The organism is Trichocoleus sp. DQ-A2, from assembly GCF_039961915.1.
In the GTDB taxonomy this organism is placed as follows: Bacteria; Cyanobacteriota; Cyanobacteriia; order Cyanobacteriales; family FACHB-T130; genus FACHB-T130.
On record NZ_JAMPKD010000035.1, the window covers coordinates 1 to 21,415 of the forward strand.

The window sequence follows — 21,415 nt, forward strand, 5'->3', positions numbered from 1 at the left end:
GTCATCCCGTAAGGCATAGCGACGTGTCATGATAGCACTCCTGTTGTGTGACTTAATAGAATCCAGTTATCGATTTTAAGCCCGTTGCAGACCTAATTGATGACACGCCCTAGTTCATCGGCAGCAGCAAGCGCATCGGCAGAACACGCAAACCGTTTACGGCTCAACTTTTGCAGTTGGGCGTTCGCCTTTTTCTTTTGCTCCGTCACCTGTTGACTCAAATGCTTCAAGTCTGATGCTTTGCGGGCTTCACTTTCAACCACCAACCAGCGTTGTTCAATTGCGCCAAATTCGCGCCTCAGTGCAGCCACTCGATAACCCGATAGTTCGGTTGCCACCAATGCTGCTTCAGCAGTGTCCTGCAAGCATTCCTTGGCTTGGGTGAGGGTGGCAGGCACTCGCGTCAACCAGCGCAACCCCGCTAACGCTTGCAGGTTCTCCTGGCTATAAAGGGCACTGTCTGCCACAAATAACGCATTGAAATCCAACTGGGCTTGGAAGTGCCGCATCAATTGGGCAAACACCGCTTTGTCCGACTCATTGCCATCGCCTACTCGCAAATACAGGGGAATATCGCCGTCTCCACTACAGATCAAATCCACCACAAACTGTTTCAAGTCCGTTCGGTGGTCGCGCGAGTACCCGTAAGTAATCGCAATCGCCGCCGGCTCATCCGTCTGTGTCGCCCTCCCCTCGTATTCGCCATCGACATGAAAGGAACTTGAATCGAGATGCACACTCGTCGTTGCTACTCCGAATCGCTGCGCCGCTTTGAGGGCGCTCTCAACAAATAGTTTGGTCAATCCCACCTCAAACAACTCATCGAGAACTCGTCCCATGCGGTCATCGTTCAGGTGTTCTGCCCGAATCCCTTCCCCCAACAAATGCTCCGTTGCTTTGCCCACGAAAAACTGCTCGAACAAATACAAAGGTGCGCTGACAAAGCCTAGTCCGTTGAGAATCATGGCTTTGACCGCTTGCCCGGGGCTAACCACCTGCAACGGGTGTTGCTTAAGGCGCTGGTTGATTTGCTCAACCAAGCCCATCTCGTCGATGACCCCTGCCACAATCCCACTGTGGTCAATATCTTGTACTCTAATCTCAGATGCACTCATGCATCAAAAATACAATAACTCCATGCCAGAACCTGCGGAATATGGGATTGAATATTTGAAACGCAAAGGTACGCTAAGGAAAACGCAAAGTACGCGAAGTTAGATTGATTTCTCTGCGTATCTTTGTGTAAAAAGTAGATATTAGCGTTGAAGTTATATGCTTAATTTTTTCGCTAATTTAATATCATCGAAGTTGGGAAAGGCAGGCATTGAGAAGATAGCGATTATAGTAAAATTTTACCCCTAGCTACGCTTACCGACTAGCAACGTTTAGGTGAGTTACCAGAATAGCATTGGCAAAAGATTGAGTTAATTTATGTTTCAAGCTACTCGTCGGCGATTAGCTATTTGGTACACGGCTGTTACAGCGGTACTGCTACTGCTATTTGCTACTGGGGTTTATTTGTATGTCCGCAACACGCTGATTGAGCGCGTGGATGACACGCTCAATCATGTAGTGGAAGTGGTGCAGCGATCGCTCGTGATTGAAACCGCCCCGAATGGCAGTTCATCCGTCAACGTCGAAGCCAGTTTTCGCAACGATGCAGAAGCCGCTGAAGACGACCACATCGACCTAGAGTGGTTTAGCCCCACAGGTGAATTACTCTGGTCAACTCTCTCCGAACCTTTAGATATTCCCATTCATCTCAACCGCACTGGTGAAACCGTGCCGGTCGTTCGGGCTTCCTGGCAAGGGATATTAGACTCGGAATTTTGGTCTTCGACCAGGGAGGCAACGAAGGACTCCAAGCTGCTTTTGCGACAGGTGACGCAACGAGTGCAAATGGGGCGTCAGGTACTAGGATATCTGCGGGTCAGCCATCCTTGGTTTGAGGTTGCCAAACCGACTCGCTTGTTGATGGTTGATTTGATTTTTGGCACCGGACTAATGTTGATTTCTGTGGCGACTAGCGGCTGGTGGCTTTCCGGTTTGGCGATGGAACCCGTGAGAGAGTCCTACCAACGGCTTAAACAATTCACCGCTGACGCCTCCCACGAACTGCGGAACCCGATTGCCATGATTCAAACGAATGTGCAGGTGGCGCTGGACGATCCCGACCTGATAGCGGCATCTGGGGCGGCACCTATCCATTACCGACAACAGCTGAAGGTTGTAGAACGGCTAACCAGGCGTTTAGGGCGTTTGGTGGACGATCTGCTATTTCTGGCGCGGCAGGATAGTGGCATGAAACAACGCACTTGGGTTCAAGTTCACCTTGATGCCTTGTTGATGGAGGTGATTGAAGAACAACAGCTAGTCGCTGCGGAGAAAGGTGTCAAGCTATCTCTCGATTTTGGATTGCCAATTTTAAATATGGGAATGATTGAGGAAGAAAATCTCCCCTCTCAAATCCCAAATCCCAAATTTGAAGAGGATGCCTTTGCTATTGAAGGTGACTGGGATCAGCTGGCGCGTCTCTTCACAAATCTGGTTAGTAACGCCCTGCAATACACTCCAGCAGGGGGTAAAGTTGATGTGACATTGCAATGGATCGATACCATGAATCGCCTCGCCACGAAACGCCACGGGATGCCCCATCTGCAAGTCAGAGTCAGCGACACTGGCATCGGCATTCCAGAGTCGGCACTGCCCCACATTTTCGACCGATTCTATCGAGTCGATCCAGCCAGAACTCATATCGCGGGAAATACAACGGTAACGGGATCTGGATTAGGGTTAGCGATCGCGCAGGCAATTGTTGAAACTCACCAAGGTCATATCCAGATTGAAAGTATTCTCCATCAAGGTACAACCGTTACCGTCACTTTACCGGCAGCCACAGAAGAATATTAGCCAGGACAAATTCATTCATCTTTCATCCCCTTCCTCATCCTTCCGAAGACTCTACTTTAGAAATGCTTCCCCTGGCAGATGCAGGGATCAAGCTTGACCTACTAATTTCTTGAATAGCGGCTAAGGCAATTTAGCCAAATTTAGACCCAAAAGTGGTTTTAAAACTCTCTTTGAGTTTCAATTGCTCTACTCGTTATATACGAGTCCTTTCTTATGGAAAGTTTAGGGCAAAGCGCCGCGTTTACTAAATCCGACATTCAAAATATAAGGAGATTCTGATGACAATACCCTTAAGAGAAGATGTTGCTTACATTTTACTCAAAAAAATTCACGAAGGTGACAGCGAACCGGGTAAGCATGAAGTAGCCTTCACGGCGGCAGACTTCGCTGGTAGACAAGTCACAGAAACCGACCTGATGGGGCACTTAGATTATTTAAATCAAAAGCAGTATATCGATGCTGAATTTACTGGCAATGCTTACGCTAATCAGGAAGATACCACGGATGTCGTTAATCCGAAAGAGTTCGACTTCCGCATTGCCAATTCCTACGATCCCTCTGATGGTTTAGCACCTCATCTAATTAAATTTAAAAGTGCCAGACTGACCGAAAAAGGGCAACGCCTGTTGGAAAAAATGGAGGAAAACCCGCCAGCAGCCCTTAAGGAAGGTCCTGTGGTTCCCATTGCCACAAAAGATATGCCCTTCCTAGAGAAAGTGATGTTCAGGGGCGAACTGGAAGATATCTTTGATGCTAGAGATATCAGTGAGGTTGTGTTCCGTACCATGCGGGATATGATGACGAATGAAGCCGCCGATCGGGTGACTTCTGAACTGCATGAACCAGTAGAACCGACAGAAGATAAGGCGCTGCAAAACGAAATTGCTGACTTGTGGCAGGATACCAATCCAATTGTCCATTTCCTTAGCCGGATTCGTCCTCCCCTGATCATTAAGGCTGATACTTTTCTATTCCGGATTCGCCAAGAAGCAGGTTTGCCGCAAGGGGTAGAACCAGAAATGGCAATTAAGGCTGTGTTCTCGGCGACAAAAGATGAATTGTCCGAAGAACGGATTCAGGAAATTGCTGGCTTCTTACCCGACAAAATTAGAGAACTCTGGGAGCAAGCCTAACTTTTTGAAAAAGGCAAAAGTAAAAAGAGCAAATTCTTTACTTTCGCCTTTTACTGACTAGAATTTAAATCTTTTTTTGCTGCCCGACGAGTACCAAATTGCTGAAGTCGGGCAGTATAAATGCTTTTAAAAAACTGAATTAAAGGAGAATCAATAATGATTCACAAACATCAGCCAATCAAAAAAACATTAGCGTTAGCAGGCGCGATTTGTGGGAGTTTGCTCTTTGGCTTACCAGCGCTGGCTCAGATGAACTCGGCTCCAGGGGAGATCGACCAACCGCGCGATACTCGCGATCGCCTGATGCAACCCCCCGCTAGTGGAGAGGGCATGATGCAACCGCCTGCAAGTGGCGATCGCATGATGCAACCACCTGCAAGTGGCGATCGCATGATGCAAAATAACTCCACTCCCAGCAATGTCAACCAATTGCAGAATAACGCTCAGGGTGCTTCGCCGCTAAATCCTTGTCCTAGCATTTTCTACGAATCTAGATACATTCAAGCGGGCATTCGTCCTCCCGCAGGTTGCCCAGCCGCTCCGCCACTCCAGCCAGGTTCCGCAACTGAGACAACATCCCCAGCGCCGCCAAGACCGGGCGCTGAGACGGCACCGCCGACACAACCGGGTGCTGTGATTCAAGCACCAGCCCCGGAACAGCTACAATCTCCCGCTTCTAACGTTATGCCCATGAACGGGATGGTGAATGTCAGGCTGATCAACCAAACCGGCGATCCCATTACTTACCAGGTGCTGGGCGATACCAATCAGCGAAGACTACCGGGTAGAGATAATATTACGCTCCAAGGCTTGAAAACCCCTGTAAATCTGACCTTTCAACGTCCGAATGGGGCACTGTTGAGAGTCGTTCCCCAAACATCAGGCGAACAAGGAATGTTAGAGGTGGTTTTGGAAGAAACAACGGATCTCAGTGTTGACAAAAATGCTATGACTATTCAGGAAAACGGGAATGTCTTGCTGAACTAACTGTTTCCATCTTTCTGACCCGGAGCGTAGAGATGCAAAGCTTTGCATCCCTACGCTGGTTTTTTGATTCAAACGCTTTATCTAATCCGAATTTGAGCCAAATTGTTGAGCAAAAGTGCTTCTTCCTGCTCATCCCCAAGGGTACGCGCCAAAGCGATCGCTCGTTGATAGAAAGTCCGTGCCGTTACTGGGTTGCCGCTGACCTGATAAAGTTGGGCAAATAACCTGAGCGATTCTAGTTCTTGCCGCAAATTTTGCGATTCCTGAGCCAAGGTTAAGCGGCGATCGAGCAGTTCAAAACCCTCCTGATACTGCCTAAGCTTGCTGTAGACGACCAGCAGACCATCAATCGCTCGATATTGAGTTGAGCGATCGCGTGTTTGCCGACCCAATCTCAGTGCCCCACGGTATGAAATCTGGGCATCCCGATATTGATTGAGTGCCAGATAAGCATCTCCCAAATTATTCACTGTATTCGCCTCGCCCAGCGGGTCTTTCCCCCGACGCCGAAAAATCAAGGCTTCTTCGTAACGTTTAATCGCTTGCAAATAATCGCCGCTATTTGCCGCCGCCAATCCTAGATTACTTAGCGACAGTCCTTCCCCGGCTTGGCTGTTGATGCTTTGGGCAATTGCCAGTGCTTCAGAAAAGCTTGCTGAAGCCGCCTGCACGGCACCTCGTTGCAGCAAAACGGTGCCGACGTTATTTAAGCCATAAATCTGCCCCTGGAAGTCTGGTTCGTCGCGGGCAACCGCCAACCGGCGTCGCAGGGCATCTTCCGCCTCAAAGTAGCGTCCCAAGCGGGCGTAAGTAAGACCTAGATAATCGTATGTCTGACCGATTGCCCGCCGATCGCCTATTTGTTGGTAAATATCCAGTGCTTGTGTCCAGTAGGGAATTGCTTTTGCCAGGTTCCCTCTCTGTTCCTCCTGTGCGCCCAATCGCAGCAGTCGGTCAGCATCTTCCCTCGCATATCCTTGGGTGCCATTGTTCAAGGGGATACTGAGTTGTTGGTCAATACTAACGGCTTTGGCACTGCTCGGCAAGTAAAAAGTAAACAGTAAAAAGATAAAAGAAACAGAAAAGAATCTCAATTTATTAGCATTGTTCTCTTTTATTTTTTGTGCCCTATTTTTGCCTAGTTTAGCGAATGCTGCAAACAACCACCCTCGCTCCTCATAACTCATAGCTAATCGCTCCACTTGCCTCTTGCTTCTCACCTTTTTGTTGCTTAGCTGCTCCTACCAGATAAATTGTGCGAATATCCTCTGGTAAAGAAGCTTCTAACAGTTGATACCCTTCTTGGAGCTTGACTTGAACCTGTGCGGGAGAAATTGTTTCTCCCTCTGCCTGGAGATAAGCGGCAATCCGCGTATGACTCCAGTTAAAGGTCTGCGCCATCAGCACCATCAATCGCAGCATCGGCGGGAATCGCTCCAACGCTTGTTCGACATAACACCACAGGGGCGGGGAAGCCGCTTGTAGGTTGTAATGAATTGACTCCACGGGCGGCAATTCTGCCTGGTTGATACATACAGCAGTAATGTTGATCAGCCAGTTCTGGAACGTTAGCATCCCAGTCCCGCTAACATCGCGCAAATCCAGTCCGCCTAGCTCGAAGTAGATGTGCCGCCAGGTGAGGGCGAAGAGGTAGTCTGCTTGTACAGGCGATCGCGCCAAATGCTGAATCAGGGTATAAACAATCGGACTATAGCGACTGAAAAGCGCTACGAAGAAGCGCCCCTGCTCCGGATGGCGCTGAAACAAAGTCAGTAATTCCTGATCGCTGTAATGAAACAGCGATTTGACAATCGGATGATTGCTTTCAGGGAAATGAGGAATTTGCACGATTTTGAATCACTTACTGGAGTCATTCTATCCAGGAACGATCCCTAATATATCTAGTGTTTTCAGGAATGGAAATGATACTTGTATTTTTAGTCGGTGGGAAGAGTGCCAATCGCCCTTTATTTTTTTAGCTGATGCGATCGCTTCAGTGCGATGGATTGAGTAGCGATCGCGCTCAACAAACTCGCATCCTTCTGATTATCTTTCTCATTTTGTAAAGGCAAGATACCCGACTTCATAGAGAAATCGGGTATCTGAAATCGTAGCGATCGCCTTGTCTCAGTATCGAGCTAGATGACTTGCTGCGTCAGTTTTATTAACTTCGGCAGACTTGCAGAGTATTTTAGAGACTCGTTTAAGCTTGATAGAATTAAATAGCGCTCTTGACTGGTTTACAGTCAAAGTGTTATGTGCAACCGTAAGTTTAGTTTTCAATAGAGTTCTTCAAGCCTTGTAGGTTCATGGTTCTAGCAGCAATTGATACGATTTCTCTTCTGCCTCAGCTCGTTCATTTAGGTGCTTTTTTCCCTGAATTACCTCTAGATGGTCTCTTGTCTACTCAAGGCATCATGGTGATGCTCTTGGCAGCCTACGCTGGTGCTATGTGGATGTTTCTCACCAGCGCCCCAAAAGTCCATACCGTCATGGTGTCCGATTTAGACACGGCGCGACAGTTTTATGAAGGCTTGTTAGATTTGCCAGTCGCAGAAGTGCCGCTGCACTACTACTACAACTACGAGCAAACGTTGGGAGCTACTGCCATCGATCCGCTTTATCTCTCACCCACGTTGGGAGGAAGCACCGCTACCCAAAAGCTGAATGGTACGGAAGGTTTATGGTATCAGCTCAAGAAGAACACCCAACTGCACGTAATTTCTGGAGCCAGTTTGGGGAAGAAAAACCAGCAGCGCCACGTTTGTTTTGACCACGATTGCCTAGAGATGGTGCTGATGCGGGTGCAAATGCGGGGCGTCAAGCACAAAATTCGCCGCGACAAACCATTGAATTTTTTGGTAAAAGATTTGGATGGTCGCGTGATTGAAATGGCAGAAGTATCGAATTAGCGATCTTGACCTTTCCTTAACTCCTCCCTATTTCTCCCGAACCCTCCCCTTGTAGAGGAGGGTTCGGGAGAAATGTTTGTTAGTGGGAAAGAACAGGAAGAAATTTTTGGATTTTTTGGTTCTTTTTAATTCTCCCCTTCCATAGTCGGGAAGGGGCAGGGGTTAGGTTGATTCTGGGGGAGCGTCGGATTTTTCGGGTTTGAGGAGAGGGAAAGCGATCGCATCCCGAATGCTGGCACAATCGGTTAACAGCATCACTAAGCGGTCAATCCCAATCCCTAAACCACCTGTCGGCGGCATTCCATACTCCAGCGCTGTCAGGAAATCTTCATCCACGCCTTGCGCTTCCAAATCTCCCGCTGCCTTCCGCGCCGCTTGCGCTTCCAGTCGTTCACGCTGATCGATAGGATCGGTTAATTCTGAGAAACTATTTGCCGTCTCCCGTCCGACAATAAATAGCTCAAATCGCTCTACCAATCCTGGTTTCGAGCGGTGCGGCTTAGCCAGGGGAGAAATTTCCACCGGATAATCCAGCACAAACGTCGGCTGAGTCAGATTTGGTTCGCATTTTTGCTCAAAGGCTTCGTTAAGGATTTTGCCAATCGATTCGCATTCTTCTGCGCCTCCGATACCTGCCTCACTTGCTGCTGCTTTGGCAGTTTCCAGCGTTGGGAAAGCGGTAAAATCTAAGCCAGTTTGCTCCTTCACTAAGTCGTGCATGGTAACGCGACGCCAAGGCGGTGTTAAGTTAATCGGTTCGCCTTGATAAGTAATTTCCAGCGTCCCCAGCACCTCTTGCGCCACAGTGGTAATAATTCCCTCCGTCAGCGCCATCATGTCCTGATAGTCGGCGTAGGCTTGATAAACCTCAATCGTGGTGAATTCGGGGTTGTGGCGGGTAGAAATCCCCTCATTCCGGAAAATCCGCCCCAGTTCAAACACCTTCTCAAATCCACCTACAATTAGCCGCTTTAGATGGAGTTCTGTGGCAATCCGCAGATACAACTCCATATCCAGCGTGTTGTGATAGGTGATGAAGGGACGCGCATCCGCACCGCCAGCTTCTCCTTGTAACACTGGCGTTTCAATTTCAATAAAGCCCAGTTTATCCAAATAGCGGCGAATTCCGGCGGTAATGAGAGCGCGGCGGCGGAAGGTTTCCCGCACTTCCGGATTAACAATCAAATCCACGTAACGCTGACGATAGCGCTTGGCGACATCCGTCAATCCATGCCACTTATCCGGTAAAGGCAGCAGCGACTTGGTGAGAATCGCGTACTGCTTGACGTAAACCGATAGCTCACCCTTTTCCGTGCGTTTAACTGTCCCCTTGGCTCCCAGAATATCCCCGGCATCCGTTAGATCCTTTAGGTGTTTAAAGACATTCGGGACATCCGCCATCCCTTCATCGATTCTTTTCTTCTCCAAGTACAGCTGAATCGAGCCAGTTTCGTCTTGCAAGGTAAAGAAGGCAAGTTTGCCGAAGACGCGACGCGCCATAATGCGTCCAGCAATGGCGACTTCTACTTCAACTTCTTCACCGCTTGGCAAATCTGCGTATTTTTCCTGCAATTGAGCCGCATGGTGGCTGGATTCCCACTGGTAAGCGTAGGGATTCATTCCCAGTTGCTTGAGCTGTTCGATTTTCTCTAACCGCGTGGCGCGGATATCATCTGAGGACATGGTAAGGAACTTTTAGGGGCAATCTTTGATTTTAGGATGCTCTAGGCAAGTCTGTTAACTATTGTGTCTTGTTTTTGCGAGATGGGAAGGCAAGGAGAGTGGAGGATGCGATCGAACCTCTGGCTCAGATGGCTTTTCTAAAGCAGTCACCTAAGAAAAAATGAAAGCAGAAGTGAAAGTCATCTGCTGATTATTCTCAGTGAACGGTAACAATATTTTTTGATGACTTTTTGCGACTAGCAGAAGTAGATTTCGCTTTGGATGGTAAGTCTGTCAGACTGTCATCCCACTTTTCCACTGTCGGCTTATACAACCAATGCTCCAGTTTAGTGTCCTCGATATAGCCTCTCAGTTCAGGATCGGGCCAAATATGAAGCCGATCGATACATCCTATCTCTTTGGCAGCTGCTTCAATTTCTTCCCATTGTGTTTTGAAGCGTTCCGCCCATGAGTGTCTAGTCATAATTGAACTGGCAAATTCTAATCCTGCTGCTACCATCCGTTTTCCATTAGTCCCACGAGCATTGATAGGTTCCCAAAAGATAACTTCTGGCTCGAATTGCATGATTTTCTCGAAATATCTTCTAAAATCATCTAAAGCCATTTTTGGAGGAGTAGGAGCGGCTGCAACATACAACCGACACCCAGCTTGATGACCTTTGAGTAAAGCTTTATAGCGTTCCGAAGGAGGAGGTGCATGAGGTTCAATCTTGCGACTAAGTTCATCATCCAAGTATGGAAGGCTCATGCCAACAATCACGTTGGGATGTTTGAGAATGTCGAGGTCATTTAGCCATAATGGGCTACGAGTTAGAATTCTGACTCGTTTGTTATGTTTCAAGAGAGCCTGAACAGCACCACGAGTTACGCTTGCAGTCTGCTTGTTTTGATATGGATCTGTGCCTGAACAGAGTAGAACTACACCTCTACCTTCTCGTGTCGCGTGCCAAGACTTCTTACGACTGAGGGTTTTCTCTAGTTGATCAGGTATCTCTTCACGGATAAAAAGATACTGTCCCCAGTCCATCTGAGGATCGATTACTCCTTTATCCCGAAGCTCTGCTTGCCTTGTCCGAATTGCCGGAGTTGAAGGTACATAACAAAAAGTGCATCCATGTAAACAACCTGATGCTACATTGATTACATAGTCACACAAACCTTTTTTATTAAGCGCACTTTGCTGAAGTGGATTAACTATTTTTTCGCTTCCTTTAATAACAGACATAGCACTTAGTTTCCTGAATTTTATAAACGTTATCAACAGTAATCAAATAAAGTTTTTTAAATAATATTCTTCAATTAATTATTGAATTATAGCATAATTAGGTTTTACTTCTATTTAAATATTATATCTTAAATAATACTTAAGGAAAACAAATACAAACAAGGAGATTAATGATGATAAAACAAAGCTTTGGGGGAGATTGGACAGAAGAAAAATTAAGTCGTGTTCGTAAATATTTGGCTGCTTATGCAACAATTATGAAAGAGTACAATTTTCAATATGCTTATATAGATGCTTTTGCAGGTACAGGGTATAGAACGCTTAAGCAATCTGAAGATGAAACTACATTGATGCTACCTGAACTTGTAGAGCCAGAATCTAAAAAATTTTTAGAAGGTTCGACACGCATAGCACTTCAGATACAGCCAAGATTTAGTAAATATATTTTTATTGAGAAGGATGAAAGTAAAATCAACGAGCTAAATAAATTAAAAATGGAATTTAAACATCTTTCTAATGATATCCGCATAATTAATGAAGACGCAAATATATATATTAATAATTTATGTGATAGAAATTGGGAAAGTCACCGTGCGGTACTTTTTCTAGATCCTTTTGGAATGCAAATTCGTTGGGAAACGATTACCGCAATTGCCAGAACCAAAGCTATTGATCTTTGGTATTTATTTCCAGTCGGCGTAGCAGTTAATAGGTTACTAAAAAAGGATGGGAATATAAATGATTCAATAAGAAAAAGACTGGATGAAACATTTGGTACAACAGATTGGTATGACAGGTTCTATCAAAAACGGGAGGAAATAAGTTTATTTGGTGGTTACTATTCAGTGACGGAAAAAATAGTAGATTGCAACTTAATTGGTCAATATTTTGTTGAACGCTTAAACACAGTGTTTGAAGGTGTTGCAAAAAATCCTCTTTTATTAGTAAACTCAAAAAATACCCCTTTATACTTGCTTTGCTTTGCCGCAGCAAATAAGAAAGCCGCAAAGACAGCAATTAAGATTGCACAAGATATTCTGAAAAAATAGCGTTTGCTCCACTTTCTCAGCCTACTTGCCAATCGCTGATGAGTAATATCTAAACATATCCAAATTAGCGATGCCTCAGTAAAGATAAGCGCGATCGCTGTTAGATGAAGACTAAGGTAAGATTATTAATAGATTGGCAATCTGTCGCTTTGAGGCTGGAGCTGCTTAGAATTTAAAAAGCAGCTTCAGCCTCTTGATTGGCACCTTGAAAGCTAATATCAGCAATAAAGTGAGCCAATCTTAAAAGTTGCAGAATAAACTATCGCTCAGATGTTGGTAGCGGCAAGGAACTCTCGCATATATTGAGTGACCAGTTGCGGTTTCTCTTGCTGAACCCAATGGCTAGAGTCGGGGATGTATTTAATCGTCAAGTCTTTGACATACGCTTCAGTTCCGTAAGTCAGTTCTTTACCAAGTGCAGTATCTTGCTCTCCCCAAATCATTAGCGTAGGAACCTGGAGAATACTCCAATCTTGACTGAGCATTCTCTGCTGAAAAAGATTGCGATAATAGTTCAGGCTGGCTGTCAGGGCACCGGGTTTTGCAGCAGCTTGTTTGTAGGCATCCAGATCGGCTTTAGTGAAAGCATTCTTATCAACAGCCATACCCGCGATAGCCGTTTCAATCGATTGGTAATCGAAGGATTGTAAGAGAAATTCTGGTAGCCACGGTAGCTGAAAAAAGAAGATATAGGAACTGCGTAACAGTTGTTGGGGATTACGCATATTTTCGGCAAATTTGGCAGGGTGAGGCAGATTTAGCACAATCAACTTGTCCACCATCGTGGGGTATGCGTAGGCAAAATTCCAAGCGATCGCGCCCCCCCAGTCATGACCCACCAGCACGCAGCTAGAGTATCCGAGTCCCTGAATTACCCCTTCAACATCTTTAATAAATTCATCCATCACATAAGCCGATTGGTCTGCTGGCTTATCGCTGTCGTTATAGCCGCGCAAGTCAAGGGCGACGACTTTATAATCTTTGGCAAATTCGGGGATTAGATGCCGCCAGGAGTACCAAAATTCCGGGAACCCATGCAGCATCAGCATCAAAGGGCCTTCTCCCTGAGTGACGTAGTGCAGCTTAATTCCGTTGCTGGTGATATATTCGTGCTTCCAAGAACCCTCTAGCACAGACATAGATACCTCCTTTGCTGTTGTAGTCATGGCATCGGCAATTCATCGCCGATGCGGACACTATTCAGGTTAACGAATCAACAGCAGAAGACGGCAGCTTCGGAAGAGATAGTTCATTAGCATTCGGTTGATCTTGGTGACGCCGAGTGATTACCTGCCTTAGCACTTGCATTAAGATACTAGGCTGAAACAACGCGGTGGGCGGTTTCAGCAGGTGCAGCACTTCTATGAAAACTTTGAACGCTACGGGACTCTCAACCGTGATTAACCTCACACGATCCAGATACCGTTGCATAAATCGGGTCCTTAGATCGGGTTGACCGCCCTCGGTCGTAGGCCAGCGGAAATCCTCGCCGGTCGCCATCAGCCAAGGGATATGATTCACTTTAGCCAGTTGCTTTTGAAAACGCCGCGTTAAACCCGTTAAATCGTCTTGAGAGTGACGCTGAAATTGCTCTTTCAAGCACTCCTCCAGGGTTAATGCAGCCATCGCCGCCGCGGTCATACCTTGACCGTAGATAGGATTGAAGGAACAGACGGCATCACCTAAGACGACAAAGTTTTCTGGCAATCTAGATTGTTCGTAGTGGCGCAGGCGGTTTTCTGTGCCGCGATGACAGTAGATGGGTGAAATCGGTTGGGCTTGTTTGACCACTTCGTAGAGAATCGGCGATCGCAAGCTGCGGGCAAATTCCAAATAGCCAGCTTCGTCGCTGGGTGGATAGTCTCGACCCAAACCAGCCAGGGTGATCACAAAAGCGTCACCCTCACAGGGATAAAGCAGCCCACCGCGAGAGTTTTCCCCTGGTTTAGACCACACCACGATGGATTTCCAATCGCTTTGGAAATCCGCTGGACGTTGATACCAACGGCTGGCGTAGCCTAAAAAGGAGTTAATGACTGTCTCTTGAGGCGGTGTGTAACCTAATGCCTTTATCCACTCAGGGGTTTTGGAATTCCGTCCAGTTGCATCCACGACCAGATCGGCTGGTAGAGACGCGGAATTTTGCGTCTCTACATCTGCGGCGCTAGTGTTTTGCCCGTGGTTGTGAAATTGCACCTGCACGCCCGTCACCTTAGTTTTGCTGGTGTCGGACAACAACTCGGTTGCTTGGCATTCTTCCAGAAAGCGTACATTGCTGTAAGCAGCCAGTCGGCGGCGAATCATCCACTCCAGCAGGTTTCGACTACAGGCACGAGTCACCAGTCCGGAGGAAAAGCGGGGTGCCCAGCCGCCAAAATCTAGCATGGGACAGTCTAACGTCCAGTCCAAAGCAGTAGCGCCAGCAGCCGCTAATTCAGTACCCAACCCAGGAAACAGTTGCTCTAAAATCTGCTGCCCCCGCAACAGCAGAACGTGAGCTTGGTGGGCTTGGAGTACGCCTCGGCGCGTCTCAGGTTTGTCTGGGATGCGATCGCGTTCAATAATCGTCACTTGGTTAAAGCGTTCGGCAAGCACTCGCGCTGCCAGTAGCCCAGCCATACTGCCACCGATGACAATGGCTTGTCTATTGCTGCCAACCGCCAGTTGGTGAGGGACGGACATAGACGTTTGAGTTTTTTTGGGTGATTTAGATGTATGTCAGCTTAATTTTGCTTCTGATTCTATCAGCGTCTGCTTCTCTTCTTTTTCTTGTAGCAATAGTCCTCCGAGATGAATCACTGCCAGAATCAGTGCCCCAATTGAAAGAATGTAACTATGCAACGTGTACAAATGGGCAACTGTTACCGTATTGATGGCTCCACCCCCCGTGAGGATTTCTCGGAGTAGGGAACCAATTCCAGGGACGGCTTCTACTGTGCCTAATTCGATGGTGAAACGCCAGTACCCTAACTGTGTCCAATCGAGAAGCATGGCAGTCCAACCAAGCGCGATCGCTACCAAAGTTAATAAAATTCCGCTAATCCAAGCCGTCAGCCAGCTTCGGCGAAATTTTTCACCGAGAAACATCACAACAATCGCTATCAGAGAAGCCCCAATTAATCCATTTCCAGCAATCTCATGGAGACGCTGAATTAGCCAACCGTTGGGAATCTCTGATTTGATTTCCCTCAAGGAATTATAGGCTCCACCTGCGGTCGGTTCGTAATAGAAAGATAGAAGAATTCCGGTGACGGCTGCTGTCAGGCTCAAAGACAAAATTGCTACAGCCAAAATAGTAGCCAGTCGTCGAAGTACAAAAGCGTACTGCACATTGTTCATGGCTAACTCCAACCTTTTTTGGTTGAATATGTATTTATACTTATTGTATTTATTTTTTCTGATTTGAACCCAAGAAATTATTAAATTTGTGAGGAAAACGAGCAGCAAAGAGAACGCATACGCCAAGACCCGGAACGCAATTCAGGGGATGCTCTCGTTACTGTCTCTATAGGGTGTTAGGAAAATCCACATTCTCAGAACAAAACAGCCGATTTTCCTCACCACTGATGCTCTGCCGCCATGAATGTCTCGACAGATGCAACATCCAGAGGTCGGGAGAAAAAGTAACCTTGTCCATACTCGCATTGCAGGGTTCTGAGTTGGGCAAGTTGCTCTGCTGTTTCTACTCCTTCTGCCACCACATCCAAACCCAAGTTGTGAGCCAGTGTGATAATGGTACGGACAATCTCCCAATTCTCGCTATCACTGCTCATTCTACCGACGAAAGAACGGTCAATTTTCAACGTATCAATCGGAAATCGGTGCAGATAGCTTAAAGATGAATAACCTGTGCCGAAGTCATCAATATATATCTGGACGCCTAGTTTTTTTAATTGTAAGAGGGTCGCGATCGCAGATTCAGCATTTTCCATCACCGCGCTTTCAGTGATTTCTAACCGCAAACAGCCAGGATCTAAACCTGTTTCCTCTAAAATCTGATGGATTGCTTGAGCGAGATGAGGTTGCGTAAACTGTTTGCTCGATAGATTTACGCTAATAGTTAATGGTTGATGGTTGATGGTTAATGGTTTGTTGCCAGGAACACCGGATGATGAATCATTAACAAGTTGTTTTTGCCATACATACATCTGACGGCACGCTTCCTGTAATACCCACCAACCGATAGGAACGATTAGTCCAGTTTCTTCTGCTACTGGAATAAACTCAGCTGGAGAAATCAAACCGCGTTCTGGATGCTGCCAGCGCGCTAGAGCTTCAAATCCAGTAATTTGACCTGTGGAGAGCGAAACAATGGGCTGGTAGTGAAGTAGAAACTCTTGGCGATTAACAGCCTGCCTCAAGTCAGTTACTAACTGCAAAAGTTCCACAGCGTGAGTGTGCATCGTCATGTCGAAGACCTCATGACGCGCTCTACCCAATGCCTTAGCACGATACATGGCAATGTCGGCATCGCGTAAGAGGTCTTGCGGCTGGTGAGAATCTGTAGTGTTAAAGGCAATGCCAATACTGGCACTGGTAAAGACTTCCTGCCCGTTTAGGTTAAAAGGTAAAGCGAGTTCATTTTGAATTTGGTTCGCAACGCGGGTGGCGTCACTCACATCTTGAATATCTTCTAGAAGAATCGTGAACTCATCTCCCCCAAGACGGGCAACCATATCTCCAGGACGCAGACACCTCTGGAGCCTGTAAGCGATTTCGACAAGTAGTTGATCGCCGATTGTATGTCCAAGGCTGTCATTAATCACCTTAAAGCGATCGAGATCCAGAAACAGTACAGCAAACAAGTAATCTTGACGCCGTTTTGTCAGCTCAACCAAATGTCCGAGCCGCTCCATGAATAGAGCGCGGTTGGCTAAACCTGTCAGCTTATCGTGAAAGGCATCGTGGATTAATAGATCCTCTACCAGTTTGCGATCGCTAATATCTGTGGCAACACCCAGCACTTGTCGGGCTTTCCCATCTGGTGAGACTAGAGATTTCTTGGTGGTTTGAAACCAACGCACGTTGCCTGTAGAGTCGGTGAGGGTCTCCTCAGAAATGATTTTTTCCGTTTCTCCTATTATCACTTCTCTGTCATCAGAGAGAAACCGTTCTACTTCCTCAAAATTCGGATTGAAATCTGCATCGGTTTTGCCAAGCAAATTTTCAACGGTTGTTCCATAAATACTTGCTAATGCTTTGTTAACCAGAGTAAATTTTCCGTCCCAGTCTTTGACAAAAATTAAATTTGGGGTGGAGTCAATCACATTGCGAAGAAACTCTTGTTGTACTCTAAGTGCTTCTTCCGCTTGCTTGCGGCTGGTAATATCTCGGCTCACAGCGAGGAGACATTGCTGATTGTCAAAGTCAATAATCTCTGCTGATAGTAATGCCACACGCGCCTCACCTGATTTTGTAAGGAAGGTAAATTCTATGTTGCGAACAGACCCTTCCTCCAGCAATATCTGCTTCATGCGATCGCGCTGCTCCTGATTTGCCCAAATCTTCAGCTCAACTGTGGTGCGACCGATGATTTCTTCGCGGGTATAACCAGTAATGTTTAGCAAGCTATCGTTGACTTCAATAAGGCGTCCCTCTGCCAGCGTACTGATAGTGATTGCGTCAGGAGTGGAACGAAAGGCTTTAAAGAATCTTTCTTCTGATGCCCGCCGCGCCGCTTCTGCTCGCTGGCGCTCTTCCATTTCGGCTTGTAATGTCCGATTCGCTTTTTCTAGCTCTTGGGTTCGTTCCCAAACCCGATTTTCTAGCTTTTCGTGCGCTTTCTGGAGTGCGGTTTCTGTCCGCTGGCGCTCAATGGCAATTCCTGCTAAGTTTGTTGCTATTTCAATCAGTTGTAAATCATAAGAATTAGGGGTGCAAGGCTGGGAGTCGTACATGGCAAAAGTACCCAACACCTTGCCATCCGAATTAAGAATTGGTGTAGACCAACAAGCTCGCAGTTCGTTGCTCAACGCTAACTCGCGGTAATCTTGCCACAACGGATCGATGGCAATATCTGAGACAATTACAGGCTCTTTCCAATAGGCAGCTGTCCCGCAAGAAACAACACGCGACCCAATGGCGATTCCGTCAAGGGCACGATTATAGCTTTCTGGAAGACTAGGTGCTGCGGCATGGCGGAGATTGCTCCCATTTTCATCCAGAAGTAGAACGGAACATCGCATTTTACTGGAATGTTTCTCAATATTGCGGCATAAGACGTTCAGGACGCTATTGAGAGAGTCTCCTCTAGCAATCATTTCCAGTACACGCTTCTGACTAGCTAAGAGACTTTCTGCTTGCAAGCGCTCAGCGATCGCTTGTCGCATATTTACTAAATTACGTCTTAGTTCTAGTTGCGCTACGACCTGACGACTCAGTGATAAGAGGGCTTCTTGCTGCTCAGGCTTGAGTTGACGCGGCACAAAGTCGATCGCGCACAGCGTTCCCAGCGCATAACCGGCGGGTGTGATTAAAGGCGCACCTGCATAAAAGCGGATATTGGGGTCAGTCGTTACCAAAGGGTTCGTGGCAAACCGTTGGTCGGCTAATGCATCTGAGACGATAAACAAATCGGATTGCAGAATAGCATGGGAGCAAAAGGCGATATCTCGCGGTGTTTCTGATACTTCCACACCGACTTTTGACTTGAACCACTGCCGATTCGCATCGACGAGGCTGATTAGCGCAATCGGTGTTCCGCAAATATGTGCAGCCACACGAGCTAGATCGTCGAAAGCCTGTTCGGGAGCCGTATCAAGAATCTCATACTGCTGGAGGGCTTTCAGCCTTCCTGCTTCATGGCTAGGCATAGGCGCTTTCACGCAGGATATTTCTCCAGATTCGATGCTTGCGACATTTTTGCTGGCACTAGCTTTGGTTATTTTTTGGGATATAGCTTCAAATATACCTATCCGGCTCAGATTTCCCATATTCTGTTTTTCCTCAGCTAGGTTAGTTATATTTATATTCGTAACTTTTACTTTTACCTTAATTTACATAGGTTCTTGAGGGATCTAAGTCACAAGAATTTCGTTTTTCTGTCACAAATTCCCTTAATAAGTTTTTAATTTTATTAATTTTTAGATGTAGAAAGTTACTCTGTATACAGGATTACAAAGATTATTTAATTAATCTATTTACGACTTGGCTCGGTAGAAAAAAAGCTGCTTATTTAAATTTTTGCATTCTAGCTGGAGCAACTGCAAAATTCAGCAACCGTGAAAATACGGGGATTTTATTATCTTTAGCAGAGAGTTGCCTAATTTTTTATAAATTTTATCAAGATTTATACGGCTCTAAAAACAAGGCAGATGGCTTCACTAAAGCAGGCTGCCGACTGGTCTGGTGAATTGGAATTTCGATGGTAAATTCTGCCCCTTGTCCCGCTGCGGAAATACATTTTAATTGACCACCGTGTTTTTCCACAATCTGATAACTAATGGATAACCCCAACCCCGTGCCTTTGCCGATGCTTTTTGTGGTAAAGAACGGATCGAACACTCGTTGCTGCACCTCTTGACTCATACCAGGGCCGTTATCAGCGATGTAGATTGCTACCTGATTGGTGTTTAGCATTTGAGTATGAATCCGAATCGTAGGTAATTGTTCATGGGTACTTTCTTCCCCATGATTCACAACCCGTGACCCATTCCCGATTGCCTCTTCGAGGGCATCAATTGCATTGCTGAGAATATTCATAAACACTTGGTTGAGCTGACCTGGGTAGCACTCGACTAGCGGCAACTTGCCATACTCTTTGACCAGTTGAATGCCTAAAGTGCCTCCGACTTGTTTCAAGCGATGCTGCAAAATCAGCAAAGTGTTTTCAATTCCCTCATGAATATCAACGACTTTCATTTCCGCTTCATCCAGTCGGGAGAAGTTACGCAGCGACAAGACAATTTGGCGGATGCGTTCTGCCCCCACCTTGATCGACGCCAGCAGCTTTGGGAGATCGTTCTTCATAAATTGGAAGTCGCTCATCTCTACATAGGCTTGAATTTCAGGAACCGGATGAGGATAGTGTTTCTCGTAGAGGGACAGCAGGTTGAGCAGTTCCTGAGTATAGTCGCTGATGTGGGTGATATTGCCGTAGATGAAGTTGACTGGGTTATTAATTTCGTGAGCAACTCCGGCGACTAACTGCCCCAAACTGGACATTTTTTCGCTCTGAACGAGCTTCGCTTGGGTTTGTTGCAGTTCTCGAAAAGCTTGTTCTAGCTGGTTTGTTTGTTGTCTCAATTGCGCTTCCGATTGCCGTAAGGCTTCCTCGGCGGCTTTACGTTCGGTAATGTCGGTAATCATTCCTAAGACACCGATGTATTGCCCTGTTTGATCGAAGATGGGATTTGTAGCAACAATCGCCCACAAGTTACAGCCATCTTTACGGGTGAATTTAAAGTCATGTTGTTCTTTAATTCCTTGGCGGCGACGTTCCATCTGAGCGATCGCGATCGCCTGACCTTCTTCATCCATGAATGCAAATAAAGTCTGACCTAGCATCTCAGGGATGGTATAGCCTAGCATTTGGGCCATCTGATTGTTCGCAAAAGATGTATTGCCTGCGGTGTCGAGAACCCAGATTCCCTCAGTCGTGGTTTCGACAATGCGACGATATTGCGCTTCGCTTTCCCGTAACGCCGCTTCTGTCTGCTGGCGTTCGACAATTTCCTGTTGTAACAAGATGTTGGCAGATTGTAGCGCCGCAGTCCTTTCTTCAACTCGTCTTTCTAACTCTAATGTGAGTTTTCGTAGTTCTTCTTCAGTGGCTTGGCGCTCGGCAATTTCCTTTTCTAGTGTGTTGTTGGCAGTTTCCAATAGCGCTGGACTAGGAAATGCAAGTGCTTGAGGAATTAAGGGCATTAGCATCAACGCCGTATACACAGAAACCCCAGCCGTAAAGGCTTTCAAGAATCCTGATAACCAATAATACGGATGCCACAGCGTCGCCACCTCTGCTAGATGCGTCGTACCGCACGCAACAATGAATGTTCCAAACAACAGGAATATCCCATAAAAGGGCATATCTCGCCTTTTGGAGACAAAATATACCAGCATGATTGGAATCGAATAATAAGCGACTGCGATCAAAATATCAGATGTAATGTGCAGCCACACTAATCCAGGCTTCCACAGGTAACAATGCCCGTGGGGAATAAAATCTTTTGACAAAAAATTTTGCACAAATTTTAGCATCAAGATTTATGGCTGTAATAGTTTTTACATTTAATATTCAATTTGTATCTTATCTTGGAATATTTCATATATTTGTTGATTTTCATGAATAAGGTAACAATTTGCTTACAATTTGTGCAAACAATCGACTTTGACTATTTATGTGTTAATCGACAGATTTCAGAGAAATTACGGATAGCTAGCAGGTCATCTAGACAGCAACTATCAGTTTATTTTTAGGCAGAAAACTTTTGACTAGAAATCTTTGTCGCTAACGCCCTGAAACAGCATTAGCTGGAGATACCGTCTACTGTAGAATTTCGGATCTTTTATTACTTT

General features: G+C 46.3%; 14 protein-coding genes and 1 pseudogene. 5 read left to right on the plus strand and 10 right to left on the minus strand.

Translation table 11 applies throughout. From position 1 onward, the window contains the following. Nucleotides 1–119: 119 nt before the first annotated feature. A pseudogene (locus tag NC997_RS24830) lies at nt 120–1,115 on the minus strand (IS1634 family transposase); the annotation flags it as partial. A 316-nt stretch (nt 1,116–1,431) separates the two neighbouring features. Between NC997_RS24830 and NC997_RS24835 the strand changes: the two are divergent. From NC997_RS24835 to NC997_RS24845, 3 genes are all read left to right on the plus strand, one after another. Next, nucleotides 1,432–2,910 carry an ATP-binding protein gene (locus tag NC997_RS24835; RefSeq protein ID WP_190526540.1) on the plus strand — a complete coding sequence of 493 codons (1,479 nt, stop codon included), beginning with the start codon at nt 1,432–1,434 and terminating at the stop codon, nt 2,908–2,910. A gap of 278 nt (nt 2,911–3,188) precedes the next feature. Next, on the plus strand, nt 3,189–4,043 hold the full coding sequence (locus tag NC997_RS24840) for a DUF2267 domain-containing protein (protein ID WP_190413454.1): 855 nt from the start codon (nt 3,189–3,191) through the stop codon (nt 4,041–4,043). A 156-nt stretch (nt 4,044–4,199) separates the two neighbouring features. Continuing rightward, nucleotides 4,200–5,030 (plus strand): hypothetical protein, encoded by an 831-nt coding sequence (locus tag NC997_RS24845; protein WP_190413456.1) that lies wholly within the window; start codon nt 4,200–4,202, stop codon nt 5,028–5,030. A 77-nt stretch (nt 5,031–5,107) separates the two neighbouring features. Here the strand turns inward: NC997_RS24845 and NC997_RS24850 are convergent, their stop codons facing one another. Together NC997_RS24850 and NC997_RS24855 are read right to left on the minus strand one after the other, a co-directional pair. After that, nucleotides 5,108–6,217, minus strand: a complete 1,110-nt coding sequence (locus tag NC997_RS24850) for a tetratricopeptide repeat protein (protein ID WP_190526542.1) — start codon at nt 6,215–6,217, stop codon at nt 5,108–5,110. After that, complete coding sequence (locus NC997_RS24855; protein ID WP_190413460.1) at nt 6,207–6,878, minus strand: sigma-70 family RNA polymerase sigma factor; 672 nt, start codon at nt 6,876–6,878, stop codon at nt 6,207–6,209. The genes NC997_RS24850 and NC997_RS24855 overlap by 11 nt, the downstream gene beginning before the upstream one ends. A gap of 461 nt (nt 6,879–7,339) precedes the next feature. Here NC997_RS24855 and NC997_RS24860 point away from each other — a divergent pair, with 461 nt between their 5' ends. After that, nucleotides 7,340–7,942, plus strand: coding sequence for a glyoxalase-like domain protein (locus NC997_RS24860; protein ID WP_190413462.1), 603 nt, complete (start codon nt 7,340–7,342; stop codon nt 7,940–7,942). A 162-nt stretch (nt 7,943–8,104) separates the two neighbouring features. Here NC997_RS24860 and lysS read toward each other — a convergent pair whose 3' ends face one another. Both lysS and NC997_RS24870 read right to left on the minus strand, forming a co-directional pair. Continuing rightward, the gene (gene lysS, locus NC997_RS24865; RefSeq protein WP_190526544.1) at nt 8,105–9,625 is read right to left on the minus strand and encodes a lysine--tRNA ligase; all 1,521 of its coding nucleotides are present in this window, start codon (nt 9,623–9,625) and stop codon (nt 8,105–8,107) included. 196 nt (nt 9,626–9,821) lie between these two features. Then, a complete protein-coding gene (locus NC997_RS24870) occupies nt 9,822–10,850 on the minus strand; it encodes a radical SAM protein (RefSeq protein WP_190526546.1) in 1,029 nt (342 codons plus the stop codon). Nucleotides 10,851–11,020: 170 nt separating this feature from the next. On the opposite strand from NC997_RS24870, the gene tcmP reads away from it, so the two are divergent. Next, nucleotides 11,021–11,899, plus strand: a complete 879-nt coding sequence (tcmP, locus tag NC997_RS24875) for a three-Cys-motif partner protein TcmP (protein ID WP_242031331.1) — start codon at nt 11,021–11,023, stop codon at nt 11,897–11,899. Between the two features lie 266 nt (nt 11,900–12,165). Here tcmP and NC997_RS24880 read toward each other — a convergent pair whose 3' ends face one another. From NC997_RS24880 to NC997_RS24900, 5 genes are all read right to left on the minus strand, one after another. Further along, a complete protein-coding gene (locus tag NC997_RS24880; RefSeq protein ID WP_190526548.1) occupies nt 12,166–13,038 on the minus strand; it encodes an alpha/beta hydrolase in 873 nt (290 codons plus the stop codon). 61 nt (nt 13,039–13,099) lie between these two features. Continuing rightward, entirely contained in the window at nt 13,100–14,581 is a 1,482-nt protein-coding gene (locus NC997_RS24885; RefSeq protein ID WP_190526550.1) for an FAD-dependent monooxygenase, read from the minus strand. A 36-nt stretch (nt 14,582–14,617) separates the two neighbouring features. Beyond that, complete coding sequence (locus tag NC997_RS24890) at nt 14,618–15,238, minus strand: cytochrome b N-terminal domain-containing protein (RefSeq protein ID WP_190429372.1); 621 nt, start codon at nt 15,236–15,238, stop codon at nt 14,618–14,620. Between the two features lie 218 nt (nt 15,239–15,456). Continuing rightward, nucleotides 15,457–18,831 carry an EAL domain-containing protein gene (locus tag NC997_RS24895; protein WP_348257831.1) on the minus strand — a complete coding sequence of 1,125 codons (3,375 nt, stop codon included), beginning with the start codon at nt 18,829–18,831 and terminating at the stop codon, nt 15,457–15,459. Nucleotides 18,832–19,180: 349 nt separating this feature from the next. After that, nucleotides 19,181–21,073, minus strand: a complete 1,893-nt coding sequence (locus tag NC997_RS24900) for a PAS domain S-box protein (protein WP_347276091.1) — start codon at nt 21,071–21,073, stop codon at nt 19,181–19,183. Nucleotides 21,074–21,415: the final 342 nt, after the last annotated feature.

Excerpts from the sequence above, each read along its gene's own strand:
- NC997_RS24895 (WP_348257831.1), bottom strand. The coding sequence starts at position 18,831 with ATGGGAAATCTGAGCCGGATAGGTATATTTGAAGCTATATCCCAAAAA.
- NC997_RS24835 (WP_190526540.1), top strand. The coding sequence starts at position 1,432 with ATGTTTCAAGCTACTCGTCGGCGATTAGCTATTTGGTACACGGCTGTT.
- NC997_RS24870 (WP_190526546.1), bottom strand. The coding sequence starts at position 10,850 with ATGTCTGTTATTAAAGGAAGCGAAAAAATAGTTAATCCACTTCAGCAA.
- tcmP (WP_242031331.1), top strand. The coding sequence starts at position 11,021 with ATGATGATAAAACAAAGCTTTGGGGGAGATTGGACAGAAGAAAAATTA.
- NC997_RS24840 (WP_190413454.1), top strand. The coding sequence starts at position 3,189 with ATGACAATACCCTTAAGAGAAGATGTTGCTTACATTTTACTCAAAAAA.
- NC997_RS24880 (WP_190526548.1), bottom strand. The coding sequence starts at position 13,038 with ATGTCTGTGCTAGAGGGTTCTTGGAAGCACGAATATATCACCAGCAAC.
- NC997_RS24850 (WP_190526542.1), bottom strand. The coding sequence starts at position 6,217 with ATGAGTTATGAGGAGCGAGGGTGGTTGTTTGCAGCATTCGCTAAACTA.
- NC997_RS24885 (WP_190526550.1), bottom strand. The coding sequence starts at position 14,581 with ATGTCCGTCCCTCACCAACTGGCGGTTGGCAGCAATAGACAAGCCATT.
- NC997_RS24890 (WP_190429372.1), bottom strand. The coding sequence starts at position 15,238 with ATGAACAATGTGCAGTACGCTTTTGTACTTCGACGACTGGCTACTATT.
- lysS (WP_190526544.1), bottom strand. The coding sequence starts at position 9,625 with ATGTCCTCAGATGATATCCGCGCCACGCGGTTAGAGAAAATCGAACAG.
- NC997_RS24860 (WP_190413462.1), top strand. The coding sequence starts at position 7,340 with ATGGTTCTAGCAGCAATTGATACGATTTCTCTTCTGCCTCAGCTCGTT.
- NC997_RS24845 (WP_190413456.1), top strand. The coding sequence starts at position 4,200 with ATGATTCACAAACATCAGCCAATCAAAAAAACATTAGCGTTAGCAGGC.